This is a genomic window from Dictyobacter kobayashii (assembly GCF_003967555.1).
GTDB classification, from domain to species: domain Bacteria; phylum Chloroflexota; class Ktedonobacteria; order Ktedonobacterales; family Ktedonobacteraceae; genus Dictyobacter; species Dictyobacter kobayashii.
This window is the reverse complement of the sequence record NZ_BIFS01000001.1, coordinates 2839981-2862443: the sequence shown is the minus strand read 5'-3', so window position 1 is coordinate 2862443 and position 22463 is coordinate 2839981. Positions and strand designations below refer to the sequence as shown.

22 protein-coding genes are annotated in these 22463 nt (G+C 49.9%); 11 read left to right on the top strand and 11 right to left on the bottom strand.

Going from position 1 to position 22463, the window contains the following annotated elements; genetic code table 11:
• The first annotated feature begins 133 nt into the window (after window positions 1-133).
• A complete protein-coding gene (locus tag EL645_RS12540; protein ID WP_126550465.1) occupies window positions 134-3859 on the top strand; it encodes a BACON domain-containing protein in 3726 nt (1241 codons plus the stop codon).
• Window positions 3860-3916: 57 nt separating this feature from the next.
• Here the strand turns inward: EL645_RS12540 and EL645_RS12535 are convergent, their stop codons facing one another.
• A complete protein-coding gene (locus EL645_RS12535; RefSeq protein WP_126550463.1) occupies window positions 3917-4816 on the bottom strand; it encodes a deoxyribonuclease IV in 900 nt (299 codons plus the stop codon).
• Window positions 4817-4845: 29 nt separating this feature from the next.
• Window positions 4846-5439 carry an SMC-Scp complex subunit ScpB gene (gene scpB / locus EL645_RS12530; RefSeq protein ID WP_218031824.1) on the bottom strand — a complete coding sequence of 198 codons (594 nt, stop codon included), beginning with the start codon at window positions 5437-5439 and terminating at the stop codon, window positions 4846-4848.
• A gap of 179 nt (window positions 5440-5618) precedes the next feature.
• Here scpB and ubiG point away from each other — a divergent pair, with 179 nt between their 5' ends.
• Complete coding sequence (ubiG, locus tag EL645_RS12525) at window positions 5619-6338, top strand: bifunctional 2-polyprenyl-6-hydroxyphenol methylase/3-demethylubiquinol 3-O-methyltransferase UbiG (protein ID WP_126550459.1); 720 nt, start codon at window positions 5619-5621, stop codon at window positions 6336-6338.
• A 22-nt stretch (window positions 6339-6360) separates the two neighbouring features.
• Here ubiG and EL645_RS12520 read toward each other — a convergent pair whose 3' ends face one another.
• On the bottom strand, window positions 6361-6951 hold the full coding sequence (locus EL645_RS12520) for a helix-turn-helix domain-containing protein (RefSeq protein ID WP_126550457.1): 591 nt from the start codon (window positions 6949-6951) through the stop codon (window positions 6361-6363).
• Between the two features lie 40 nt (window positions 6952-6991).
• On the bottom strand, window positions 6992-7735 hold the full coding sequence (locus EL645_RS12515) for an RNA polymerase sigma factor (RefSeq protein ID WP_126550455.1): 744 nt from the start codon (window positions 7733-7735) through the stop codon (window positions 6992-6994).
• Between the two features lie 400 nt (window positions 7736-8135).
• Here EL645_RS12515 and EL645_RS12510 point away from each other — a divergent pair, with 400 nt between their 5' ends.
• Complete coding sequence (locus EL645_RS12510; RefSeq protein WP_126550453.1) at window positions 8136-9299, top strand: radical SAM/SPASM domain-containing protein; 1164 nt, start codon at window positions 8136-8138, stop codon at window positions 9297-9299.
• Window positions 9300-9431: 132 nt separating this feature from the next.
• Here the strand turns inward: EL645_RS12510 and EL645_RS12505 are convergent, their stop codons facing one another.
• The 5 genes from EL645_RS12505 to purK form a co-directional block, all read right to left on the bottom strand.
• The gene (locus EL645_RS12505) at window positions 9432-10376 is read right to left on the bottom strand and encodes a ribose-phosphate diphosphokinase (RefSeq protein ID WP_126550451.1); all 945 of its coding nucleotides are present in this window, start codon (window positions 10374-10376) and stop codon (window positions 9432-9434) included.
• A 373-nt stretch (window positions 10377-10749) separates the two neighbouring features.
• Window positions 10750-11844: a tRNA preQ1(34) S-adenosylmethionine ribosyltransferase-isomerase QueA gene (gene queA, locus EL645_RS12500; protein ID WP_126554153.1), complete on the bottom strand. Its 1095-nt coding sequence runs from the start codon at window positions 11842-11844 to the stop codon at window positions 10750-10752.
• On the bottom strand, window positions 11841-12872 hold the full coding sequence (gene ruvB, locus EL645_RS12495; RefSeq protein WP_126550449.1) for a Holliday junction branch migration DNA helicase RuvB: 1032 nt from the start codon (window positions 12870-12872) through the stop codon (window positions 11841-11843). Before ruvB ends, queA begins: the two co-directional genes overlap by 4 nt.
• A gap of 256 nt (window positions 12873-13128) precedes the next feature.
• Entirely contained in the window at window positions 13129-13731 is a 603-nt protein-coding gene (locus tag EL645_RS12490) for a 5-(carboxyamino)imidazole ribonucleotide mutase (protein ID WP_126550447.1), read from the bottom strand.
• A 6-nt stretch (window positions 13732-13737) separates the two neighbouring features.
• Window positions 13738-14901, bottom strand: coding sequence for a 5-(carboxyamino)imidazole ribonucleotide synthase (purK, locus tag EL645_RS12485; RefSeq protein ID WP_218031823.1), 1164 nt, complete (start codon window positions 14899-14901; stop codon window positions 13738-13740).
• A gap of 208 nt (window positions 14902-15109) precedes the next feature.
• On the opposite strand from purK, the gene EL645_RS12480 reads away from it, so the two are divergent.
• The 4 genes from EL645_RS12480 to EL645_RS12465 all read left to right on the top strand — a co-directional run bounded on the left by EL645_RS12480 (window position 15110) and on the right by EL645_RS12465 (window position 16841).
• Window positions 15110-15739: a GtrA family protein gene (locus EL645_RS12480; RefSeq protein ID WP_161977337.1), complete on the top strand. Its 630-nt coding sequence runs from the start codon at window positions 15110-15112 to the stop codon at window positions 15737-15739.
• Between the two features lie 292 nt (window positions 15740-16031).
• Window positions 16032-16253: a carboxymuconolactone decarboxylase family protein gene (locus EL645_RS12475; RefSeq protein ID WP_161977336.1), complete on the top strand. Its 222-nt coding sequence runs from the start codon at window positions 16032-16034 to the stop codon at window positions 16251-16253.
• Between the two features lie 36 nt (window positions 16254-16289).
• Window positions 16290-16538 carry a carboxymuconolactone decarboxylase family protein gene (locus EL645_RS12470; RefSeq protein ID WP_136625199.1) on the top strand — a complete coding sequence of 83 codons (249 nt, stop codon included), beginning with the start codon at window positions 16290-16292 and terminating at the stop codon, window positions 16536-16538.
• A 63-nt stretch (window positions 16539-16601) separates the two neighbouring features.
• A complete protein-coding gene (locus EL645_RS12465; RefSeq protein WP_126550437.1) occupies window positions 16602-16841 on the top strand; it encodes a hypothetical protein in 240 nt (79 codons plus the stop codon).
• 115 nt (window positions 16842-16956) lie between these two features.
• On the opposite strand, the gene EL645_RS12460 is transcribed toward EL645_RS12465, so the two are convergent.
• Both EL645_RS12460 and ychF read right to left on the bottom strand, forming a co-directional pair.
• Window positions 16957-17658: a DUF7010 family protein gene (locus tag EL645_RS12460; RefSeq protein WP_126550435.1), complete on the bottom strand. Its 702-nt coding sequence runs from the start codon at window positions 17656-17658 to the stop codon at window positions 16957-16959.
• 283 nt (window positions 17659-17941) lie between these two features.
• Window positions 17942-19117 (bottom strand): redox-regulated ATPase YchF, encoded by a 1176-nt coding sequence (ychF, locus tag EL645_RS12455; RefSeq protein ID WP_174845298.1) that lies wholly within the window; start codon window positions 19115-19117, stop codon window positions 17942-17944.
• 313 nt (window positions 19118-19430) lie between these two features.
• Here ychF and EL645_RS45380 point away from each other — a divergent pair, with 313 nt between their 5' ends.
• From EL645_RS45380 to EL645_RS12435, 4 genes are all read left to right on the top strand, one after another.
• Window positions 19431-19661, top strand: coding sequence for an FmdB family zinc ribbon protein (locus EL645_RS45380; protein ID WP_126550433.1), 231 nt, complete (start codon window positions 19431-19433; stop codon window positions 19659-19661).
• A 70-nt stretch (window positions 19662-19731) separates the two neighbouring features.
• Window positions 19732-20241: a hypothetical protein gene (locus tag EL645_RS12445; RefSeq protein WP_126550431.1), complete on the top strand. Its 510-nt coding sequence runs from the start codon at window positions 19732-19734 to the stop codon at window positions 20239-20241.
• A 302-nt stretch (window positions 20242-20543) separates the two neighbouring features.
• Entirely contained in the window at window positions 20544-21314 is a 771-nt protein-coding gene (locus EL645_RS12440) for a ParA family protein (protein WP_126550429.1), read from the top strand.
• Window positions 21307-22317, top strand: coding sequence for a ParB/RepB/Spo0J family partition protein (locus EL645_RS12435; protein WP_126550427.1), 1011 nt, complete (start codon window positions 21307-21309; stop codon window positions 22315-22317). Before EL645_RS12440 ends, EL645_RS12435 begins: the two co-directional genes overlap by 8 nt.
• The last annotated feature ends 146 nt before the right edge of the window (window positions 22318-22463 follow it).

Below are 22463 nucleotides of genomic sequence, written 5' to 3'. Positions count from 1 at the left end.
AATCCATATGTATCGTTATACTGATGATCAAAGATTTTTATGCTAAAGTAGAGTTGACAGTATTCATCTTCTTCCGTACACTTCATGTATAGGGGCGTATGCCTTTTAGCGTGAGTTAAGGGGGCAGCAATCTTTGAATAAAACCCATTGTCCACATTGCGATACACCGTTGCCTGATAAAACATCTGCGTATTGTGCTCTTTGTGGTGAGGCTTTTTTCTCCGCCACAGAGGTTGCCGATGCTCACGATATTACCGAGGTTGTTGTGCGACCTGGCACTACGCCTGTGTTACGTGCTGCCCACGCCAACGCATCCGCTGAGCTTGTAGATACGCCGGATCCCACTGAAAAACGCTCTCGCACTTACCGTTCGACTGTTTCGGTAGCCACCTCGACCCGTGATGCTGATGAGGCACCTAAACGCCATTTGACGTGGCAAAAAGTGGTGGAAACGCCAAGCCGTCCTATGGCGGTATATCCTCCGCGCCCACCTTTGCCACCACAATCCTTACCTGTATTGCGCCACCTTCCTTATAGCTGGTTTGCACTTCCACGCACACTATTCAGACCCAGGTCTATCTTTTGGATTTGCCTGGTGCTGATCGTGCTTGTGGTTGGTAGTGGAACGCTTGGTATGGTAGAGGCATTTAAACATAATTCATCCGCAAGCAACCATCCCTCTGGTCCAATGCTGCAGGTGGCCCCCGCTATTGCTGAGGCCGGCGCTATCCTATCTATTTCTGGTAGTGGACTGTCCCCTCTAACTCAGATTGGACTTTTTCGCGATGCCGCCATTCCTGTTTATGACACCAATAACCTTTCTATTCTTAATTCTGACACTAATGGTATAGTCAACGATACCGTAATTATTGGGTCAGATTGGGGTGGGGGTCCACATACTATTATATTAGAGGATGCGCATACTCATCATTATATTTCTACACCTATTCAGGTTATTGGAGATATTGGCCCATTGCGCCCGGCTCATTTACATATTTCTGAGAATCAGCTGGATTTTGGGGCCGGCGATCAGGCTACCAATACCCTGAAAAAGATCTCACTCTCCAATAGTGGTGCAGGCCAGATTGCCTGGCAGGCGACTACGACGCAGCCCTGGTTGATGCTGAGCCCACAGAGTGGTATATTGTCCGCTAATGCACCTCCAACTGATGTCATGGTGGCTGTCAATCGTGCTGATTTGCAGGCCGGTGATTATGCCGCCCAGGTAAATTTTTCATCTAGCGCGGGCGATAGTAGACTGCCTATTAAGATGCAAGTGCTACCTTTGCAGGCGGGACACGAGCCGGTGTTGCAATTGACCCCTGCTGTGTTGTCATTTACTGGCGCTGATGGTGGTTCTAATCCTGATCCACAGGTCATTACGGTGAGCAATCCAGGTGCCTTGCCTTTGAGCTGGAAAGCAACCACAGATGCTTCCTGGCTGAGCGTCTCTGCTAATAATACAGTGGTGGACCCCACTGGTAGCTCAACGGCCCAGGTTAAAGTGAATACCAGTTCGTTGTTGCCTGGTACCTATAGTGCACATGTGACCTTTGCGAGCACAGGTAAGGCCTCTGTACTCCATAGCCCTCAAAGTGTTTATGTGAGCGTCACTATTACACCTAACTGTAGCCTGCAGATATCGCCTGGAATGCTAGATATGACCACTATCTATCAGCAGTCTACGAACATCTCGAAGTCTATTACCTTAAATCAAACTCAGAGCTGCTCTGAACCTGTTTCATGGAGCGCTCAAAGTAATACCCCATGGTTGTCGGTCAGTCAGGCACATGGGGTGACACCAGCGGCTCCGGTGGTGGTCGCGAATACGAGTAGCCTGAACCCTGGTAGTTATACTGGCTCGATTACTTTTACTTCTGGTCATGGCACCCAGGTCTTGCTGGTAAGTCTGTCTGTGAATAAGCCAGACCGGCCTGCCTTGAATCTAGGCTTGTCGACCCTCTCCTTTAGTGCCAGTGCCCAGGGCAGTAGCCCTCCTGCTCAGATGCTTAGCTTGAAGAACAGCGGAGGCGCGCCTCTTTCATGGTCTGCCTCGGCGATCTCACTGGCTGGTGGTGCCTGGCTGTCTTTGAATCAGAGTTCCGGTCAGTTAAATGCGCATCAGTCAACGATCTTAAGCGTGCGGGCAGCGTTATTGAACACACTGACGCCGAATACTTATACAGGTCTTATTCGTGTCTTTGCGCGCGATGCCGCGGGTAATTTACTGTCACAGAATCCTCAGGTTATCCCGGTCAATCTGGTGGTGAGTCCAGCCTGCTCTTTACAGGTTTCAAGTCAACCATTGACCTTCTATGGTTTAGCCGGCCAGGCAAATACAAGCGGCGCAAACGCTGTTAAGTCGGCTAACGTTGTGAGCATGACTACCAGTAGTTCTTGTAAGAGTAGCTTAAATTGGAGTGCCGGGGTTTCTACTACCGATGGTGGTAACTGGCTCCACGCTACCCCACGCAATGGCTCTCTCGCGCCCAATAAGTCGGCTACGACGCAGGTTAGCGTTACCCTGGCTGGTTTGAAGGCTGGTCCATATTCAGGTCAGCTGACACTAACCGCGACCGATAGTAGTAAGAAAGTTGTAAGCACACAGAGTATAGACGTTTACCTGACAGTACAACCACCCTGCACATTGCAGGCTCCCTCGCTCTCCAGCCTGGATTTTTCGGCTCTGGGTAGTGCGGAGCCTGCCGCCCAATCTTTCACGATTGGCGTGGTTGGTACCTGTAGTAGTGGAGCAGTAAAAATCATTCCTACTGGTGTAACCGCGAGTTCACCAAGCTGGCTGACTGTTTCACCTGCGAATGCCGTGCTCAAAAGCGGCCAGAGCGCAACATTTACGGTGACCCCTCATACCGCTGGCCTGGCTAAAGGTAGCCAGTATTCTGGCTCTATTTCCCTTGTCGCGCTGGATAACGGCATTGCGATTGTGGGAAGTTCGCAATCTCTTCCTGTTTCATTGAGCCTGGCAGGCACTCCTAAGCTAGTGGCGGGCCCGGGATCGTTGAATCTGAGTGTCTCTCCTGGTAAGGCCACGCAGTTGATTACCATCAACAATGCTGGCGATGCACCATTAGATTGGACTGCATCACTGCAGATGGGAGCGGCCTCGTATTTCTCATTATCGACTTCGGGAGGAAAACAGCTTGCCGCAGGTTCTACCACTAATGTTAATCTGATTATGGATACGACTACTGCTCCTCCGGGTACCTATGTACCAAATGTCGTCATCAATGCTACTAATAGTCTCACCGGGGGCAATGTTGGCACCGTGACGATACCAGTGACAGTTGTGGTGGTTGTCCCACCTGCCATGAGTGTCGATACGACCAATCTGTCTTTTAGCACTGTCGCTGGTAGTAATCCTGCCGATCAGTCTGTAACTATCAGCAATAGCGGTGGTGGGACCTTGAATTGGACGGCGTCGGCTCCTGATCAACCCTGGTTGACCCTGGGTTCGACTTCTGGCCTGGCTAATGCTAGCACTACTTCAACGCTAGTATTCAAAGTGAATGTCAGTGGTCTGGCAGGCCAGCCTCAGCCCTATACTGCTTCTACCACACTGACTCCTTCGGTCGGGGCTCCTATCACCATTACGGTGAATTTAGCGGTGGCGGCTGTGACTCCTACTGCGGACCCTACACAGCCAGCTACCCCGCCTCCCCAGGCACAGGTTACTCCGACGGCGCAGGTGAAGATAACACCCACGCCTGTTTCGAGTCCAGTCGCTGGCACAACTTCTACAGCAGTAACGCAGGTGCCTGTTGTGGCCACCACGCATCCTGTTGCGAGCCCGACCGTTAAGGGTACCGCTACGCCCCATTCCAAACCAGTATCCAAATAGTACAGTAACCGCACACCCCTGGTTATGTTTGTAACTTGATCAATCTGATAGCAGTTGTTATTCTATGTTGCCGAGTATGCTCTCAGGTACCGGATAGCCAGCCAATTCTTTGGCCCTGGCAACTTCGCCGCTATCATGGACCCAATCTTCCTTGCCGTTTTCGTCCAACTTGATAGGTGTCTCCATCAGAATCGCGCTATGCTGTAGCCGTGGATCTTGTAAGAATGTTTTGAGGCCGGCCTGGCCGATAATGCCTTCGCCGAGCCGTGCATGTACATCGCGGTGGCTGCCCAGCGCTTTCTCAGTATCATTCAGATGAATAACTTGCAGTCTTTCTAAGCCGAATGTAGCAGCGCAATTTTGCAGGACCAGCAGTGCCGCTTCAGGTGTGGAGATATCATGGCCCGCTCCCCATAGGTGGGCGGTATCCAGACAAATTCCCAGGCGCTGTCTATAATGTGGTAACTGATTAAGTACTAGAGCGAGATGATCAAAACTGTGGCCCAGGGCGTTGCCCGCCCCTACGTCATTCTCAAGCAGCAGCATAACTTCTTCTGGCGTTTCAGGTAGAATGCGTTCAATGGCCTGTACGATGCGTGCCAGACCCGCTTCTACACCTGCCCCACGATGGCTACCCGTGTGGAAGACAACGTAACGTGCCCCTAATAACGCCCCGCGCTTTAAAGTCCAGCTCAAGAGTGTAATAGATTTTTCCCAGACAACATCATCCGAGGTGCCTAAATTGATCAGGTATGGAGCATGAAGCACCACTGGATCCAGATGGCAGGCGCGGGCCGCTTCAGCAAAGGCGCTACAAATTTTAGGATCATCGGCAGGTGGCCGCCAGGCTGTTGGATTGCTGGCAAAAATTTGAATAGCCTCGCAACCAATCTGTTGGGCTGTCTGGGCAGCTTTTACCATTTTTGAGTTAGTGGGCATATGGCGACCAATACGCATAGCTCGTTGTTCCTTATTCTTTGATTTTATTAAGGTGTCTCAGGCAATGTGCCAGCATCTTGAATGGCTGACTGCTCTTCGGCTGGCCTGGATATAGTGACGCCAGGTAATTCTTCTAATGTTGTCAACCCGAATTGTTGTAGAAATTCTGCCGTAGTCGCAAAGAGCGCGGGCCGCCCAACGGTTGGTGCTCGCCCAACTTCTGCAACCAACCCATGTTGCAATAAACTCATCAATGCGCGATCACTATTGACGCCTCGGATCGCTTCAATATGGCTCCTGGTTAATGGTTGGCGATAGGCTACCACTGAGAGCGTTTCTAAGGCTGCTGAGGTTAGCCTGGCAGTCATAGGTAGACCAAGTAGTGCTGCCACGTAGCGTGCGTTCTCAGGGGCCGTTACAAGCTGAATCTGCTCACCCAACAATTGTAGACGTATCCCGCGCTTTTGTTGGCCCAGATCTTGTGCTAGCACCTCAAGAGCATCAGTCAACTGCTGCTCATTAACCATGAGCAGCTTACGTAGCTCACCCCGCTCTAACGGACGTCCGGCCACAAAAAGCAAGCTCTCAATCGCACTAGCATGCTGGCGAGGTACCTGTCCCTCTTCATTCTGATCATCCACTATATTCTGTTCCATTGTAGAGAAAAGTATACCATGACAGACAAGCTTCCCGTTCACCACTCACATCAGCATATCCATTGTCTCCACCGCCATCAGGTGGCAGGAGTAATGGATATGCTATAACTTCTATAGTGTAATTGTGTAATGTGTAAGCTGAAGCAAGTGAAAGTGGGTTACTTATGGTATCGCGTCCATCTTCACAAGAAGAGATCTTTACTAGTTATGGATGGTACGAAAAAAATAATCTGCTCTATCGTATAACCTCTGACCGTTGCGATTATATTGAGTCACGTATCGAGCGCGTTTTTGGCCGCCATGCTCTGGCACAACAAGAAATTTTAGAGGTAGGGTGTGGTGGCGGCTTGATTTGCCGTGAATTGGCACGCCGTGGAGCAGTCATGACCGGCTTAGACCCTACTAAAGGAGCGTTAGATGATGCCAGGCGCTATATACAGCAGGCGCGCCTGGGGCACAATGTATCATTTGATCAGGGCTACGCAGAGTCCTTACCATATGCTGATGGTAGTTTTTCGGTCATCGTATGCCTGGATGTGCTGGAGCATGTGAGCGATTTAAAAACAACTCTCCATGAAATCGCTCGCGTGCTGGCTCCTGGCGGTATTTTTATCTTTGATACTATTAATCGGACCTTGCTGGCCCAACTGGTCTTGATCCGGATTGGTGAGCGCTTCTTCCAGAAACAAGGCCTGGTACCGGGATTACATAATTATCATGCCTTTATCAAGCCAGCTGAGCTTCAGCCTCTTATCCACCAGGAAAACCTACAGGTTCAGGAACTGACTGGTTTTATGCCAAAGCTTATTGAGGGACGCCTGGCCCTTGCCCCGGGTTGGTTTAAGGGCGTTTCGTATATAGGTTATGCCACAAAAGGGAGATAGGAACGGCTATACTCTGTTACTATTATTCTGACCAGAACTTCTGGTCTTCCCTGGACATTGTGCTGCGTGCGATAGCTTCGGCAAAGCTCTGTTTCTGCGGTCCTTGCTGAGCCTGGCTTGCCGCTTCACGGGTCTGGCGGCGATTGAGTGTGATGGCAGGCTGGCTCCCACCGAGCGAGTCGCTAAATTGCTCAATGCTGACCTGGAAGAATTGGGCCAGTCGCTCTAGCTGGCGCTGGCTCAAACTGACCAGTTCAATGGCGCCATTTTCAAATTTATTCCAGACGTCAACGCTGAGTCGTAACCCTTTAGCGGCCTCCACTTTACTCAGGTTACGGCTTTTGCGTAACTCGGTCAGGGTCGCGAAGGCGCTTTGAGCTTCAAACACACGCTCAAGGGCGCTGGCCAGAGCACGCCTGGTAACAGGCAACAGACTTGCTTCTTGATCGATACTCTCGGCTCCGCCAATGGCTTGATAGCCAGCGATAAAGTCAATCAACTCGTCCTGCTGGGCAGGATGATCCTGGAGTATACGTAGTTGTGCCTGGGTATCACCGGCTTCTTTCGCGGCGATCCATGCCATCTTGAGTTGTCTTAATTCGGGAGTGTTCATTTGAGTACTCCTTTCCGTTCCCTTTTGCTTGGTATAATGATTATTGCTGCATTGCTGATGTATACGGATTATGTTGTTCTTTTATCACACATTCACGTAGATAGCTGCGTGCACGTTCATAGCGCAGGCGTACCGTGCGCTCCGTCTTCTTACATAGTTCCGCGATATCATCCCACTTGAGCCCCTCGATGGCCCGCAGGGTCATAATCTTGCGGTCGAGTGGATCGCGCAGGTAGGTTAAAATACGCTGGCTTTCATCCTCGGCATGCATCTCTTCATACTGGTCGCGTGGATCCGCAACATCCGATGCGGGCTGATTCTCGTCATCCGCGTTGGCTGGTCGCAGCGTTTCCACCAGTGATCGTGGTACATGCTGTGGTCGTCCACTTGGACGACCCTCGGCGTCGCGTCGATAGCCCAGCCCTTCTTGACGTAGGACACGGTTAAATTCATCGACACAGAGACAGCGTAGATAGTGAATAAAATTTTGTGTGATAAATATTTCAGCGGGATCTTGCGCCTCGCGTAACAGGTGCTCACCCATGTTCGCAATCGCTTCTTCCCGTAATTCTGGCCGATGGCGCAACCCCTGCGTATGGCGTTGGAAAGCTGGCGCACTGCGTAGCAGCAACACCTCGCAGAGAAAGCGCACCCCGGCTTCATTGCCCGCAGTCTTTTGTGCGCGAATGTTTACAACAAGTTCACTTTCGCCAATCTCATAGCGTCCCTCTGCGGTCCGACGGCGTAAGCGCTCATTAAGTGCAGGATCACTTAGATCGATCATTCAGTCCCCCAAAAGTTTTACTACGGTGGTTCGCTTTTGTGGCTCCTACCAACTCTATTCTTCTACTCTCGCCAAAAGCGGAAATTTTCTTCGCTGTACCTCCTTTAGGATAACAGAATTTTTTGAGAGTGGAAAGCATGAGGGTAGCTCTATGCTAGAGGCGCGTCAGCTTCTTTGCCCATTGTGATACGAACGTATATGTATATTGATACTTTTGCTTCTTCCGGTCGAGGCCGCTTTGATCTACCATTTGTATAGCTTATCAAAGAGATAGCGAGAGAGCCTGCATTTTTCATAACAGTTGACGTTCGCATGGGTAGCATAATGCAAATTAGCAATGCTATCCGCCCCTTCTTTGCAATAAGCATGCGGAAGCGGTAGGAGAGAGGAGCGATGGAGCGTGCTTGAGGTCTTACCAAAAATCGCGAAACTCCAGGCATCATATGTGCTGGGGAAGCCATTGGCGCTGCCGATGAGCCTGACAATCAGCGTTAGCTACCGCTGTAATTCGCGTTGCAAAACCTGTAATGTCTGGCAACGTCCTAACGATGATTTTACGCTTGAGGAATATAATCAAACTTTTGCTTCGCTAGGTCGAGCGGCGTACTGGTTTACGTTTAGCGGCGGCGAGCCTACTTTGCGCAGAGATCTGCCAGCGATCGTGGCCGCAGCCTACCGCCATTGCCAGCCAGGCATTATCAATATCCCGACCAATGGTATTCAAGACAAAATTATTCCCGCTCGTATCGAACAGGTCTTGCAAGCGGCTCCAACTTCAGAGGTCATCGTCAATCTTTCACTGGATGGTATTGGTGAGAAACACGATCAGATTCGTGGTGTCAAAGGCAATTTTGAGCGGGCTATGCGTACTTATGCTGGCTTGAAAGCTCTCAAGTCTCGCTATAAAAATTTTACCCTGGGTGTGCATACCGTTATCTCAAACTTTAATATTGATGATTTTGAGCATATCTATCAATATGTTAAGCAAGAATTGCGACCAGATTCGTTCATCAGTGAGATTGCTGAGGAGCGGGTTGAGTTAGATACTGTGGGTACGGGTATCACTCCTGCGCTTGGTTCATACCAGCCCGCCATTGAACATTTACAGCAAGGATTGCGCCAATCTAATCAGGCCGGCGTCTCGCGTATCACACAGGCATTTCGCGATCGCTATTATGATCTGGTAAAACGTACGCTGGCGGAGCAGCGCCAGGTTATCCCTTGCCTGGCTGGTGTAGCGTCGGCACAGATCGCGCCTAATGGGGATGTCTGGACCTGTTGTATCCGCGCCGAATCCATGGGTAATCTACGGGACTTCGATTATGATTTTGGCGCTACCTGGCGTACCGCTAAAGCGGATGCCTTGCGCCGCAGTATCAAAGCCGGCGAGTGCCATTGTCCGCTGGCGAATGCCGCCTATACCAATATGCTGTGCCATCCGCCGACCCTGGCCAGCGTTGCCCTCGAAGTAGGACAGAATACCCTGGCCAGCGCGACAAGAAAACGTCTCACGCCTCCCGGCCGCATGCTACCCGTAGTTTCTATTGATAAAAAGCTCAGCTGAATAATTGCTGGGTCTGAAGGGTGGCGAAAGGCTGCTACAGCTACTACTCACCACACTTCAAAGCTTAAGCAAGTGTTACTGGCGCGAGGCTGCAGCTTAAGAACGCATGCTATTTAAAATGCTATTAGCTACTTAAATAGTGTCAAACAGACTGCTTACCGACTCACCATTATGATTGCGGCGAATCGTTTCTGCAATCAATGGGGCCAGCGATAGCACTGTCATGTTGGATAGACGCTTCTCTTCTGGTATCGGCACGGTATTGGTAGTTACAATCTCTTCGATATCTGGCTGGCTTTTGAGGCGCTCAATGGCTTTACCGGTAAAGAGACCATGGGTGCAGGCTACAAATATTCTTCCTACGCCGCGCTTGCGTACATGTTGTAGGATTTCTACGATTGTACCGCCATTAGCGATTTCGTCATCGATGATGATGATATCTTTTCCGCTGACATCGCCAACGATGCTATCAATGATGACCTTGTCATCGCTGATCCTTTTCTTGCTACCTGCTGCGACTGGCATGTTGAGGAGCCGTGAGAAGTAGGTGGCCGATTTTGCATTACCGAGGTCAGGGGAGACGACGATGCCATTGGTCAGATTATAGGAGCGGAAGTGTTGGGCAAGCACATTGAGAGCGTTCAAGTGGTCGGTGGGGACGCTAAAGAAGCCATGGACCTGTGGTGCATGCAGGGCAACTGTGATAACACGATTGGCTCCCGCGGTCTGGAGTAAGTCTGCAACCAGACGGCCCGCAATCGAGATGCGCGGGGCATCTTTTTTGTCTGATCGTGCGTATGCATAGTATGGAATGACCGCTGTCAGACGTGCTGCCGAAGCGCCACGGGCCGCATCCAACATAAACAGCAGCTCCATCAGATTTTCCTGCACCGGGGTTACCAGCGGCTGTATCAGGTAGACATCACTCTCACGGCAGTTCTCATTCATTTGAACATAGAGGCAGTCATTGCTGAAATGTTGAATGTGGGTCGGTGAGAGCTGAAGGCCCAGATATGTACTTATTTCCCAGGCTAGTTCCTGATGAGCGCTGCCACTGAAAATAGTAATGTCACGCATAAAATTTATCCTTATACTCCTACTTGAAGGTATACCATTTAATCAGGTAGGCCGCTCTGCAGGCGGCGCGCTGATTGTCTTTGCACTATCATGATGAGGCCAGTAGGGCACAAAACAAGGGAAGAAAAGGGGTCCTTCTCTTCTCAATTTATATCGGTGAAGTCTCATTTGCTATTGTGACACTTGTGTTATTGTAGCGTCAAGAAGAGGTGCCGCAAAGTCCTCTTATCCTTGAGGCAAGGTTTTTAATATTCCTCTTTGGCGCCAGCGGTGCCGGGTGTGGAGTGTGGTGGGCGGCCGCGGCCGCCCACCACACTCCACACCTGAAAGAAGGTCCATCGTATCGCTTACTCGTGGTGTTGTTATATGCAAGCTATAACAGCAACATGGCATCCCCAAAGCTAAAGAAGCGATAACGCTCTTTAATGGCTTCCTGGTAGGCCTGTTCCATCAGCTCTTTCCCCATGAAGGCGCTCACCAGCAACAATAAGGTTGAGCGCGGCAGATGGAAGTTAGTGATCATGGCGTCTACGGCTTGAAAACGGGTCCCTGGCGTGATAAAGAGGCGTGTGCTCCCCTTGTAAGGGGCGATCTCCCCGTTATGGAAACTGGCGACGCTTTCAAGCACCCGGACTGAAGTGGTACCAACCGCTATAACACGTCCACCAGCTTTTTTGGTCTCGTTGATTAATTCTGCTGTAGGTGAATCTAGCTCGATCTCTTCACTGTGCATTTTGTGTTCGCTGACGTTTTCGTGCTCAACTGGTCGGAAAGTATCCAAACCAACGTGGAGCGTAACGAAACCGGTGCGTACACCCTGCTGGCGTAAGCGCTCCAACAGCTCTGGTGTAAAATGCAGGCCCGCCGTTGGTGCGGCGGCCGATCCCTGGATGCGCGCATAGACGGTCTGGTAGCGCTCTTGATCTTCCAGGGTTTCGTGAATATAAGGGGGTAAAGGCATGCGACCAATTTCATCGATCCGCTGCCGTACGCTGAGCACCTGATAAGGATCAGCGCTGCCACTGCTACCGGCTTCCTGTTCGGGAGTCCAAAAATGCACGATGCGTCCGCCAGCCTCGGTACGCTGCTGTATCTCACCAATCAGGCGCGGAGCCTGATCCTGGGGCCCGAAATAGATACGTGCACCCTCGCGTAAACGCCGACCGGGTCGCACCAGGGTTTCCCAGTGGTCTGGCCCCAGATCGTTGCGCTCGGTCAGCAATAGCACTTCGACCGCTCCTTTGGTCTCGGCTCGATAACCTAGCAGGCGTGCTGGAATAACGCGGCTCTGGTTAGCGATTAAAAGATCTCCTGGTCGCAGGAAATCGCCCAGATCGCGAAAGTGCCGATGCTCAAATGTCCCTGTCGCGCGCTGCACAACGAGGAGCCGCGAAGCATCTCGCGGCTCAATAGGGGTCTGAGCGATTAATTCTAAAGGTAAATCGTAGTTAAAATCACTTATCTTCAGGGTGTTGTCCACAGAGTCTGTCCACCTTCTCCACCTGGTGGTGTAATACCTAAATGTTGATAGGCGGCCCGCATAGCGATACGGCCGCGTGGCGTACGTGCAATAAAACCTAATTGTAATAGATAGGGTTCATAGACATCTTCAATGGTCTCTGAATCCTCACTGGTGCTGGCGGCCAACGTATCCAGGCCGACCGGACCACCATTAAACTTGGTAATAATGGTCATCAGCATGTTGCGGTCGGTCTGATCCAGACCGATCTTATCCACTTCCATCGCGTCCAGGGCTGCCTGGGCTACATCTTTGGTAATTACACCATTGGCCTTAACCTGCGCATAGTCACGCACCCGCTTAAGCAAGCGGTTAACGATACGCGGGGTACCTCGTGCGCGACTGGCAATCTCTTCAATGCCGTCCATCTCTGAGGCCACCTTCAAAATGCGGGCCGAACGAGCCACAATCAATTTCAGCGCCTCTTGATCATAATATTCCATGCGATAGATGGCGCCAAAGCGATCGCGCAACGGGGCGGTTAACGAACCCACCCGCGTGGTCGCGCCCACCACTGTAAAAGGCGGAAGAGAGAGTCGCAACGACTTTGCACTGGGACCCTTACCAATCATAACATCCAGGGCAAAATCTTCCATTGCCGAATAGAGCCGCTCTTCCACTGCACGTGCTAAGCGATGGATCTCATCGATAAACAGTATCTCACCAGGTTGAAGTGAGGTCAGGATCGAGGCCAGATCTCCGGCATGTTCAATGGCAGGACCAGAGGTGGTGCGCAAATTTACGCCCATTTCGGCAGCAATAATATTACAGAGCGTTGTTTTTCCCAACCCTGGCGGACCATACAGCAGCACGTGATCCACCGATTCGCTACGGCGACGCGCAGCTTCCAACAAAATACTCAGGTTTTCTTTGATTTTTTCTTGACCGACGTATTCAGACAGGCGACGAGGGCGCAGACTTCCTTCGATCAGTTGTTCCTCTTCGCTGATGTTGGGCGAAACGAGGCGGTCCCCCATATTTCTCTCCGATTTGAAACTAGTGTTCTACAGCGTGTCGCTCACATTATATCAGAGTTTACCCTCCTCGTCGAGCCAACTCAAATTGATACAGGGCTTTTTCATGTTCCTCTTTGGCGCCTGCAGCGTCGGGTTGGGGTATGGAGTATGTATGGTGGACGGCCGCGGCCGCCCACCATACATACTCCATACCTGAAAGAATGTCCATCGTATTGCTTAAAAAAATCACCAACAGCAGCGCACATACAGCCCCTTTTTACTGCTGCATATGCAGTTTGTTCTCAAGGGTCTGGTTTTGTTTGGCGACGCGCTGCTTACGCTTCTCAGCATAGGCCTGCAGGCGTTCTTTGATGGCTGGTTCGGCGATCGCCAGTTCTTTGGCCGCATGGATGGCTGCATTCACCGCTCCGGCATCGCCGATCGCCATGACAGCCACTGGTGCGCCCTCAGGCATTTGCACCATGGAAAGCAGCGCATCAACACCCTTGAGGGCACCCAGATCACGGGGAACACCGATCACGGGTAGATCGGCCCTCAGATCAGCGATATTGCCGGGTAGATGGGCCGCACCGCCCGCGCAGGCGATAATAACCTGGACTGAGGCTGGCAAGTTATCGATGTGCCTGACGACAGTGCGCAGGTCACGATGTACCGAGTTGATCTGTACCAGGCAAGGGATGCCGAATTCAAGGCGTAGCGTATCTACAGCTTTCATCATCAAGGGAAGATCAGAGTCACTTCCCATGGTGACCAATACTTTAGGCTCCCCTTTAGCTCCTGCGCCGATGCCTTCAGGTGAGACCAGCACTCCGTGTTCCTGGTCGAGCGCTGCGCGTATGGTTTGTTGGTCGTCTGACATCTATTGCTATATCGAGAGCGTGGCCCTCGCCTCCTTCGCTTCAGTATAGACCTTGTCCAGGTCGTCGCCGACTACCGTAATATGTCCCATTTTGCGATCAATCTTAGTTTCGCGCTTCCCATAGATATGTGGAAAGACATGTTCATGATCATAGTCCCGCGACCAATGTACTTCCGCTGGTCCGTTGCGTTCGCCAAGGATATTTTCCATGACCGCCGCTGGATAGAGCATAGTGGTAGGGGTAAGCGATAAGTTAACAACGGCGCGCAGGTGTTGTTCAAATTGAGATGTCTGGCAGGCTTCAATCGTATAGTGGCCTGAATTATGTGGTCGGGGAGCAATCTCGTTCAACCAGATTTTCCCCTGCTTGTCCAGAAACATCTCTACCCCAAAGATGCCGATGCCTTCTAGCTTGTCAATGCTCTCGCTGGCCATTTTCTGTGCCTCTGCCTGTAAGGCAGCTGAGATCGAAGCCGGGGCGAGCACTGTGAGGCAGATGTCGCGCTCATGAATCATTTCGACCACCGGAAAGGTGGAGCTCTCACCCCGCTGATTGCGGGCAATCATAATACCAAGCTCTTTATCCAGATCCAAACATTTCTCGATATAAAGTTCGCGATCACCTAATTTGGCGAGCGCATCCTCAATATCTTCAGGACCATTGATGCGAGCATTACCTCGTCCGTCATAGGCATCTTTCCTGGCTTTCAGCACCAGGGGATAACCCCAGCGCTGAATGGCTTGCTCAATATCGGCCGGTGACGAGATCGCGCAATACGGCGCGACCGGGATACCATGGCGAGCCAAAAATTCCTTTTGCTCAAATTTATTCTGGATGATACCAAGTAACTCCGGCGCAGGATAAATTTTTACGCCCTCATCCTGTAAATTCTGTAATGCCTGGGTATTGATATGCTCAATTTCATAGGTCAAAATATCCGCACGATCGGCTAGCTGGCGTAGCGCAATCGGATCTTTTAAGTTGCCTACAATCTGCTCGGCTACCGTGGAGGCTGGACATTGCGGAGTTGGATCTAGAACGACTACTGAAGCGAAACCCAGCTTACGGGCTGCTTCGCTGATCATTAATCCTAACTGACCACCCCCAATAATACCGATACGGGTTCTAGCAATAATTTCTGTTTCCTGAGTATGCTGTGCTGTATTCACTGGTTGGGATCTCCTTTGCATCGCTCATTTATTTTAAACATGAGCCATCTGGTGTGTCAAACCTCCTATTAACGAGCTTACTTTTGATTTTGAATATGTAAAGAAATCTTAGAGAAATTTGAATGTTATTTGATAAAAATCTAGCATCTCACGAGTATAGTTTGGAGTGTAAGGGAGATTAGTAAAGAAGATGGGGTGTGATTTTTTTATGCCTGTACATATTACCGGAAACTTTTTGCAAGAAGAAGAACATAGCGATAGTCAGCGTTCTGGCGAGGATGATACCTTTTTAGCGGCCTTCACGACGACTCCATTGCCAGAACTCTCTCATAATAATGGCGAGCTAACAACTTTACCGGCGCACCATCCCTACTATTCCGATGAGAATGTCATCATCAAAAAATGGCTCTACCTGTTTGGACAAATATTGCGTTTTTGTATGGTTGGTGGGCTGAATACAGCCCTGGACCTCCTGCTTTTTAACGTTATATTCTGGCTGTGGCCAACCCAGAACTCTCTGCAATTACTAGTTTACAATTCTATTGCTTATGCGCTGGGTGGCATTAATAGTTTTCTCTTGAATAAATATTGGACGTTCGGGCACCGGCAACGGATCGCACGCTCGGAAATTATTAGCTTTACCATTACGACACTGTTAGGTATTGGCGCGAACGATGCCATACTCTGGCTGTGTAGCCGCTTGATCCACCTTCAACATATCAATCCGACCTTGTGGGCCAATTCCTCCAAGCTAATTGCTCTCTTTTGCACCTGCCTCATCTCATATGTAGGCATGCGCATGTGGGTCTTTGCGCGGAAAGCTGACAAGAAGCGCTAGTTTTTATGGAGATGTTGTTCATCTGTAATATTGCTCTGTTCATGCCTTGATTTTTAGTCCAAAATATGTTAATATTATATATGTGTTCAAGAGAAGCCACACCAGTTGGCTTCTTTTTTTGTGCTCAAATCCCCATTTTCACCGCTAGTTTGAGCTGCTTGCTCCATCTCCTTGTTGTTTAAGCCGAACCTTTATCCTGCTCTGGCTTGCATGCGGCTGGTCTGTCACATAGAATAGAAATAATAGCGCATCTTCTATGTGTTTTTATGTATTTCTGGGGAGGAGGTTGTGTATGCCGCGCATCCAACCTGATGATTCGGTCCAACTACCTGCGTATGCTACTGCCGGTAGTTCTACCATGACCACGCTTTTTAAAACTATGGCCCATCGGCCTGATATAATGCAGAGCTCTATGCAATTAGTGGAAGCTGCTATGCGAGGGGGTACCGTCGAGCCGCAACTCAAGGAACTGCTCGCTATCCGCGTTTCACAGGTCAACCTATGCTTCTATTGAGAGCATGCGCATACTGCCTTGGCAAGGCAGATGGGATTGGACGAGGAGCTGCTCGACGCTTTGTATCATATTGATCAAAACCGACATTTGTTTACTGAGCGAGAACTGGCAGCACTGCGTTATGCGGAAATTGTAACGACAAGCGCCCGTGATGTGGATGAGGAGCTGTGGGATGAGCTACAATCTCATTTTGATGACGGCGAGATCGTAGAGTTGACCACTGTAATTGGCATGTTTAATTTCTTTAATCGTTTTGCGGATGCTTTAAAACTTGACGAAGCTTGAGGCGGGGTATTGTAATCACATTAGTTTTCGCGGACCCCGGCCGAATTCAGGAGTAAAATTGTTATGCCTACCAATGAAGAGAAGTACCAGGCGCTCTTAAAAGATTTGCGCGACCTGGGTGTTTATTTGCATGGGCGCGGTGAGAAGACACACGCCCTTTCGCAGCAGTTTGCGGAGAATGCCAAAAAGGATGCTTCTAATCGCGATTTTGATATCAATCAGTCGCGTATGCTGGATTATCAGCACCATTTGTGGCATGAGATAGGGAATTTAGTCGATAAATTGATCAAGCAATATGAATAAAATATTGCATATGTAAAGAGTGGCGGCGCTGATATCTTATCTTGCGCCGCCACTCTTTGTTTTGGGCTATGGTTACAAAAAGTATAGAAAAGTATAAAGTGGAAGCGTTTTCTGCTTAAAGAGCAGCGTCCCCAGCGATTAAGCCCGCTGGAGGTGCGGTGTCATGGATGCCAGCTAACAGGACCTGCGTCTGTTGGAGCTTGTTGCGCGCCATTAGCAACGTAAAGCCGCCGGTAATCCAGAGTATGATCGAGCAGGTTATCCCCAGTACGACGTCCCAGGCGCGCGCCGAACCGAAGGTTTGTGTGGCTGGAATAGCGAGCATGACCACTACTCCCACCAGAGCCACCAGGGTCCCTGTAATATAGTAAGCTCGTACCTGGAAGACCGAGGCTAGCGGGAGAAAGTGCAGGCCAACGATGATAGCAATCACTGGCATGGAATATGCGGGACGTTTAAACACTTTGTAGATCAATATGTTGGCGATCAGAATGACAATAATTTCTAGTCCAAAGATTGAGCCAAACCAACGCCCATAATAGCGTCCCTTTTCTTTGCCCAGCGCTTTCGCTGCTGGCGAGCGGTCTACGGGTAATTGACGGGCCCTGAGTATCAACCAGATAGCGCCGGCTAGCAAAATAATATCGACCAGAATAAATATAATCAGACTGGTCAGGTTGCCACCTGGTAGCACTTGCGACAGTTCTCCCATTCCCCACCAGGAGGTTCCAAAAAAGGCCATGAATATAGGAGCGAGGGCAAGTCCGAATAGATAGTAGCGCAAGGTTGTAATCTGCAATAGTGGTGTCTCCGACATGGTAAGCTCCTTCTTATTGCGTGGTAGCGTCACGCTTTATTCGATTGATATCAATCGAATAAATAAATGCATCCTATGCAATATAGAATAACCTGGAGCAATTATAGCTTATTTTGTAATAAAGATAAATGAGAAGAGCTTTATTGGCTGGCAGCCACGTGAATAGTATTTCAAATATATTTAATTAGTTTATAAATGCTATATACAACTCTCCCCTTAACATGCACTGGTAAGCCAGCATGTTAAAGGGAGAGTATTTCAGGTGCGAGGTGTCAGGATGTGATCATTTGCCAACGTTGAAACGGAAATGGGCAATATCACCGTCTTTAACAACGTACTCCTTGCCTTCCAGGCGTAGTACACCTTTTTTAGTGGCGGCAGCAAAGGAGCCACACTCAATGAAATCATCAAAATGTACTACTTCGGCGCGAATAAAACCACGCTCAATATCTGAGTGAATCTTACCGGCGGCTTCGGGCGCTTTGGCTCCTTGCGTGACGGTCCAGGCGCGCACTTCGTCTTCACCAGCGGTCAGGAAGGTGATCAGGTTCAGCAAGCGGTAGCCAACTTGAATTACACGATCCGAACCCAGCTTAGGCAATCCGAGCGATTCCAGATATTCATGCGCATCTTCTTCTGGCAACTCCGAAAGTTCAGCTTCCAGGCTGGCGGAGACAGCGGCGACCTCTGAACCTTCGCTCTTAGCCTGGTGGGCTACGCGGGCGATACCCTTTAGCTCAGCACTCAAGCTTCCCTCGTCAATGTTTTGTCCGGCATTGATCTTGTCCAATAGCTCATTGGCTTCGCCCAGAACGCCTTCGCTGACGTTTAGCACATACATGCGCGGCTTCATCGTTAATAAGAACATCTCTTTTAACAGGGCATGTTCTGGTTGTCCCAATTCCAGATCCTTTACCAGCTTAAACTCTTCTAAGGCGGCCTGGAATCTGCGTAAAATTTCAAGTTCCTGCTGATATTTTTTATCGCCCGATTTCGCGGCCCGCATTGTACGCTCAAGGCGTCGCTCAACCGAAGCCAGATCAGTGATCATCAGCTCGGCATTCAAGCTTTCTAGATCGCGATAAGGATCAATGGTCTCATTGATATGCGGCACATTATCATTGGCGAAGCTACGCAACACCACGGCCAGGGCATCGGCATTGCGAATATGGCCTAGAAACTCAGCGTTTAAGCCTTCTTTTTTATCTTTGCCCGCCTGTGTTGCCTGTCCCATACCGGCAACATCGACAAATTCGACCGTAGTGGGAGTCACCTTTTTAGGCTGAAAAATTTCTGCCAATGGCTGTAAGCGCGCATCTGGAACCTGCACCACACCTATATTAGCCTGCACGGTACTGGTCGCATATCCACTGATCGGCGCGCCCGCCTTTGTCAAGGCATTAAACAAACTTGTTTTGCCACTCTGGGGTAATCCGATAATTCCTATTGTCAGGGCCATATTGTCCTCTTCCTTCTTCTTGCTAATCTATTTATAGCTGGCACATATTGTACCTCAAGCAACAAATTTTTAATTTTCCTCTCTGGCGCCTGCGGCGCCGGGTTGGGGGGATGGAGTGTATGTGGTGGGCGGCCGCGGCCGTCCGCCACACACTCCACACAGAAAAGAAGGTCCATCGTAGCGCTTGCCAGTGATCTCTAGACGAACATTAAAAAGACCTGGACCACATTATAGCTGACTTGACGCAACCAAAGCCAGACACTACAATATCCTTTGATATAGAGCGTTTTCCATAAACTGGAGGTAACTTTTTATGCCATTGTTCGAATACTATTGCTCGGACTGTAAAGCCAGATTTGAGCTTCTTGTCAGTCATAAACATGCTGACGATGTTGTGTGTATGAAATGCCATAGCGAAAAAGTTCGCCGGTTGCTCTCCGTTTTTGCATCCCCTCGTGGCGCTGGCGAAGACTATTCATTCGACGGTGCAGCAGATGCTGAAGGGGGCTGCGGCTGTGGCGGCGGTTCTTGTGGCTGCCATTAATCTTTGATACGGATAGTACCGATCCTTTTTCTTCTATACAATTTCCTAAGCCGAAATCAGGTTTGTCTCTATGTTATTCAATAAAGTGAGCTACCGTCGGGGCATTATCGAAGGGGTTATCATTTATGCCATTGGTAGACTCGGAGCGCTAATCACTCCCGCTTTCTTTCCCGATTGGACGTTTGTCGCGGTCCCCTTGCTGTTTCTAGTGTTCCAATATATTCTACCACCAGTGTGGGCTGCACGCCGTATGACTTCAAAGAAGCGGGAGCGGATCAATAAGCGCTTCTGGCTATTAGGGCCACGCATCGCGGCTATTTGTTTTGGCCTGGATGTCGTAATCAGTCTTTTTTGTGGCTTGCCCTTAACGATGTTTGAGGTACAACAAGGTCCTGCTGTGTTACGTTTGTTTGCGCGTGGGGCCAGTCATTTGACCCTGTCTGGCTATGTGCTCTATGAGTTGCGAACGGCTGTCTTCCTATTTGTGTTTTACACAATCGCAGTTGTTTGTACACGCCTGGCTGGCGGTGGCTTTTTGCGCTTCACAATGCCCGCGGGCGGCAATCGAGTGACATTGTAGATCGAGCATCTGTCAGGGTTCATCTTATATAGTATGAACCCTATTTGTCGTTCTATAAATGCCTTTTTGTCTTACCGCTATGATTGTTCTTTTTAGACTTTATTATTCTTTTTATAGTTTTATCTACATGGCTAACAATGCTGGCTTATGCTTTGCCCACATAGGCTGTCATGCACCCAAAAGGATAAAATCTCACCATTGCGATAACTCATGTTGCTTCTCTCTGATACATTTGTTACAATGTCCGTGAAGCGGAGCTTTATGGTCTTCGGCATGGAAGAGGAAAGGTATGGTAGCATCCTGTGTCAAAAGTGTATGCAATTACGAACCAGAAGGGAGGGGTTGGCAAAACGACTTCTGCTATCAACCTGGCTACGTATCTGGCCGCCGCAGGGCGCAGGGTACTGCTTGTTGATATGGACCCCCAGGCCAACGCCTCCAGTGGGATTGGCGTTTTGAAGAGTAAACGAACGCATACGATTTATGATTTACTTATTCAAGAAAATGATGAAATTTCTATATTTGATGTGATTGTTCCAACTCAGCGTCGTGAGCTGGTGGTGGCTCCCTGTACAGTCGATTTAGCCGCAGCTGAGATTGAGTTAGTGGGCGCGATGGCTCGCGAGCATCGCTTGCGTCAGATTCTCGAGCCGATTCGTGAGCGCTGTGATTATGTAATTATTGATTGTCCTCCATCTCTGGGTCTGTTGACGATTAATGCACTGGTGGCCGCCGATGGCATTATTATTCCTATTCAGTGTGAATATCTGGCACTGGAAGGTTTAAGCCAGTTGCTGAATACTGTAAATATTGTCAAATCAAAGTTGAATGCTGATCTTTATATTGTTGGTGTAGTGATGACGATGTTCGATTCTCGTACACGCCTGGCGGCTGATATTGTGCGTGAGGTTCGCAGTCACTTCCCACAAGAAGTTTTTCAAACTATTATTAACCGCAATGTTCGTCTCAGTGAGGCCCCTAGCTTCGGTCAGTCAATCCTTGATTATGATCCTACTTCCCCTGGGGGTCTGGCATATCGTGCGCTCGCCGAGGAGGTGATGGCTCGTGGCTAAACCTAAATCTGGGTTGGGACGTGGCCTGGATGCGTTGATCTCTGGCGCTTCCGACGTGATGTCAGCTCAGCAACCAGCCAAAATATCTGCCGATACCCTGCCTGTCGTTCCGATTGAAAGCATCATTCCCAATCCACGGCAGCCACGACGTATCTTTCGTGAAGATGATCCCCTATTGCTTGAGTTGCGCGATTCTATTAAAGAACATGGCTTAATTCAGCCGATTGTGGTCACACGCCTGGACGGTGTGGATAAGGCGCAGTCGGCTCAGGCTGAGAACGATTGGTTTGGATCTGATACGCCGGCTACCCATTCAGCGGCTAACGCTGCGTCTACGGTGCAATATCAGATTATCGCTGGTGAGCGGCGCTGGCGTGCTTCCAAGCTGGCTGGACTGACGCGGGTTCCGGTGGTGATTAAAGATGTCACCCCATTGGAGATGCTTGAGCTGGCCCTGATTGAGAATATTCAGCGCTCAGATCTGAATCCTATTGAAGAGGCCCTGGCCTATCAGGCGTTGGTTCAGGAATTTGGCCTGACGCAAGAGTCGGTGGCGAAGCAGGTAGGGAAAGATCGAGCCACGGTGACTAACGCGCTACGCCTGCTCCAACTCTCTCCACGTGTGCGTGAGATGTTGGTGAATCAGGTAGATAATTTCACGGCCGGCCATGCGCGCGCCTTGATTAATATTACGCGTGAAGAAGATCAAATTAAGGCGATGGAGCAAATTATTGCTTTGCGCCTGAATGTGCGCCAGGCGGAAGAGCTGGCGACGCGCATCAAAGGGGCTGAAGATGTAGAGGCAGCCATCGAAAAGGTCGCTACCACTCCTCGTCGCTCACCTGAGTTGGCCAGCCTGGAATCGCGTTTTCGCGAGGCATTGATGGTTAAGGTCGACTTGAAACGCAACGATAAAGGTAAAGGCACGCTGGTACTACATTTTAACAGTCAGGATGAACTGGATGGTCTGTACAGCCGGTTGGTGAAGCCAGAAGAAGAATAGTAGCTGGCGGATGTGACCACATGGGGAGGCTATATGGCGGGGATCGAGAGTCCTTTTGTGAAAGTTCGGCGCAAGTTGGTCATGGCTCGTGTGGAGTTTATGAGCCAGTTGGCTGCTTTTCAACCTGAGGATTTGGCCCGCCCCTG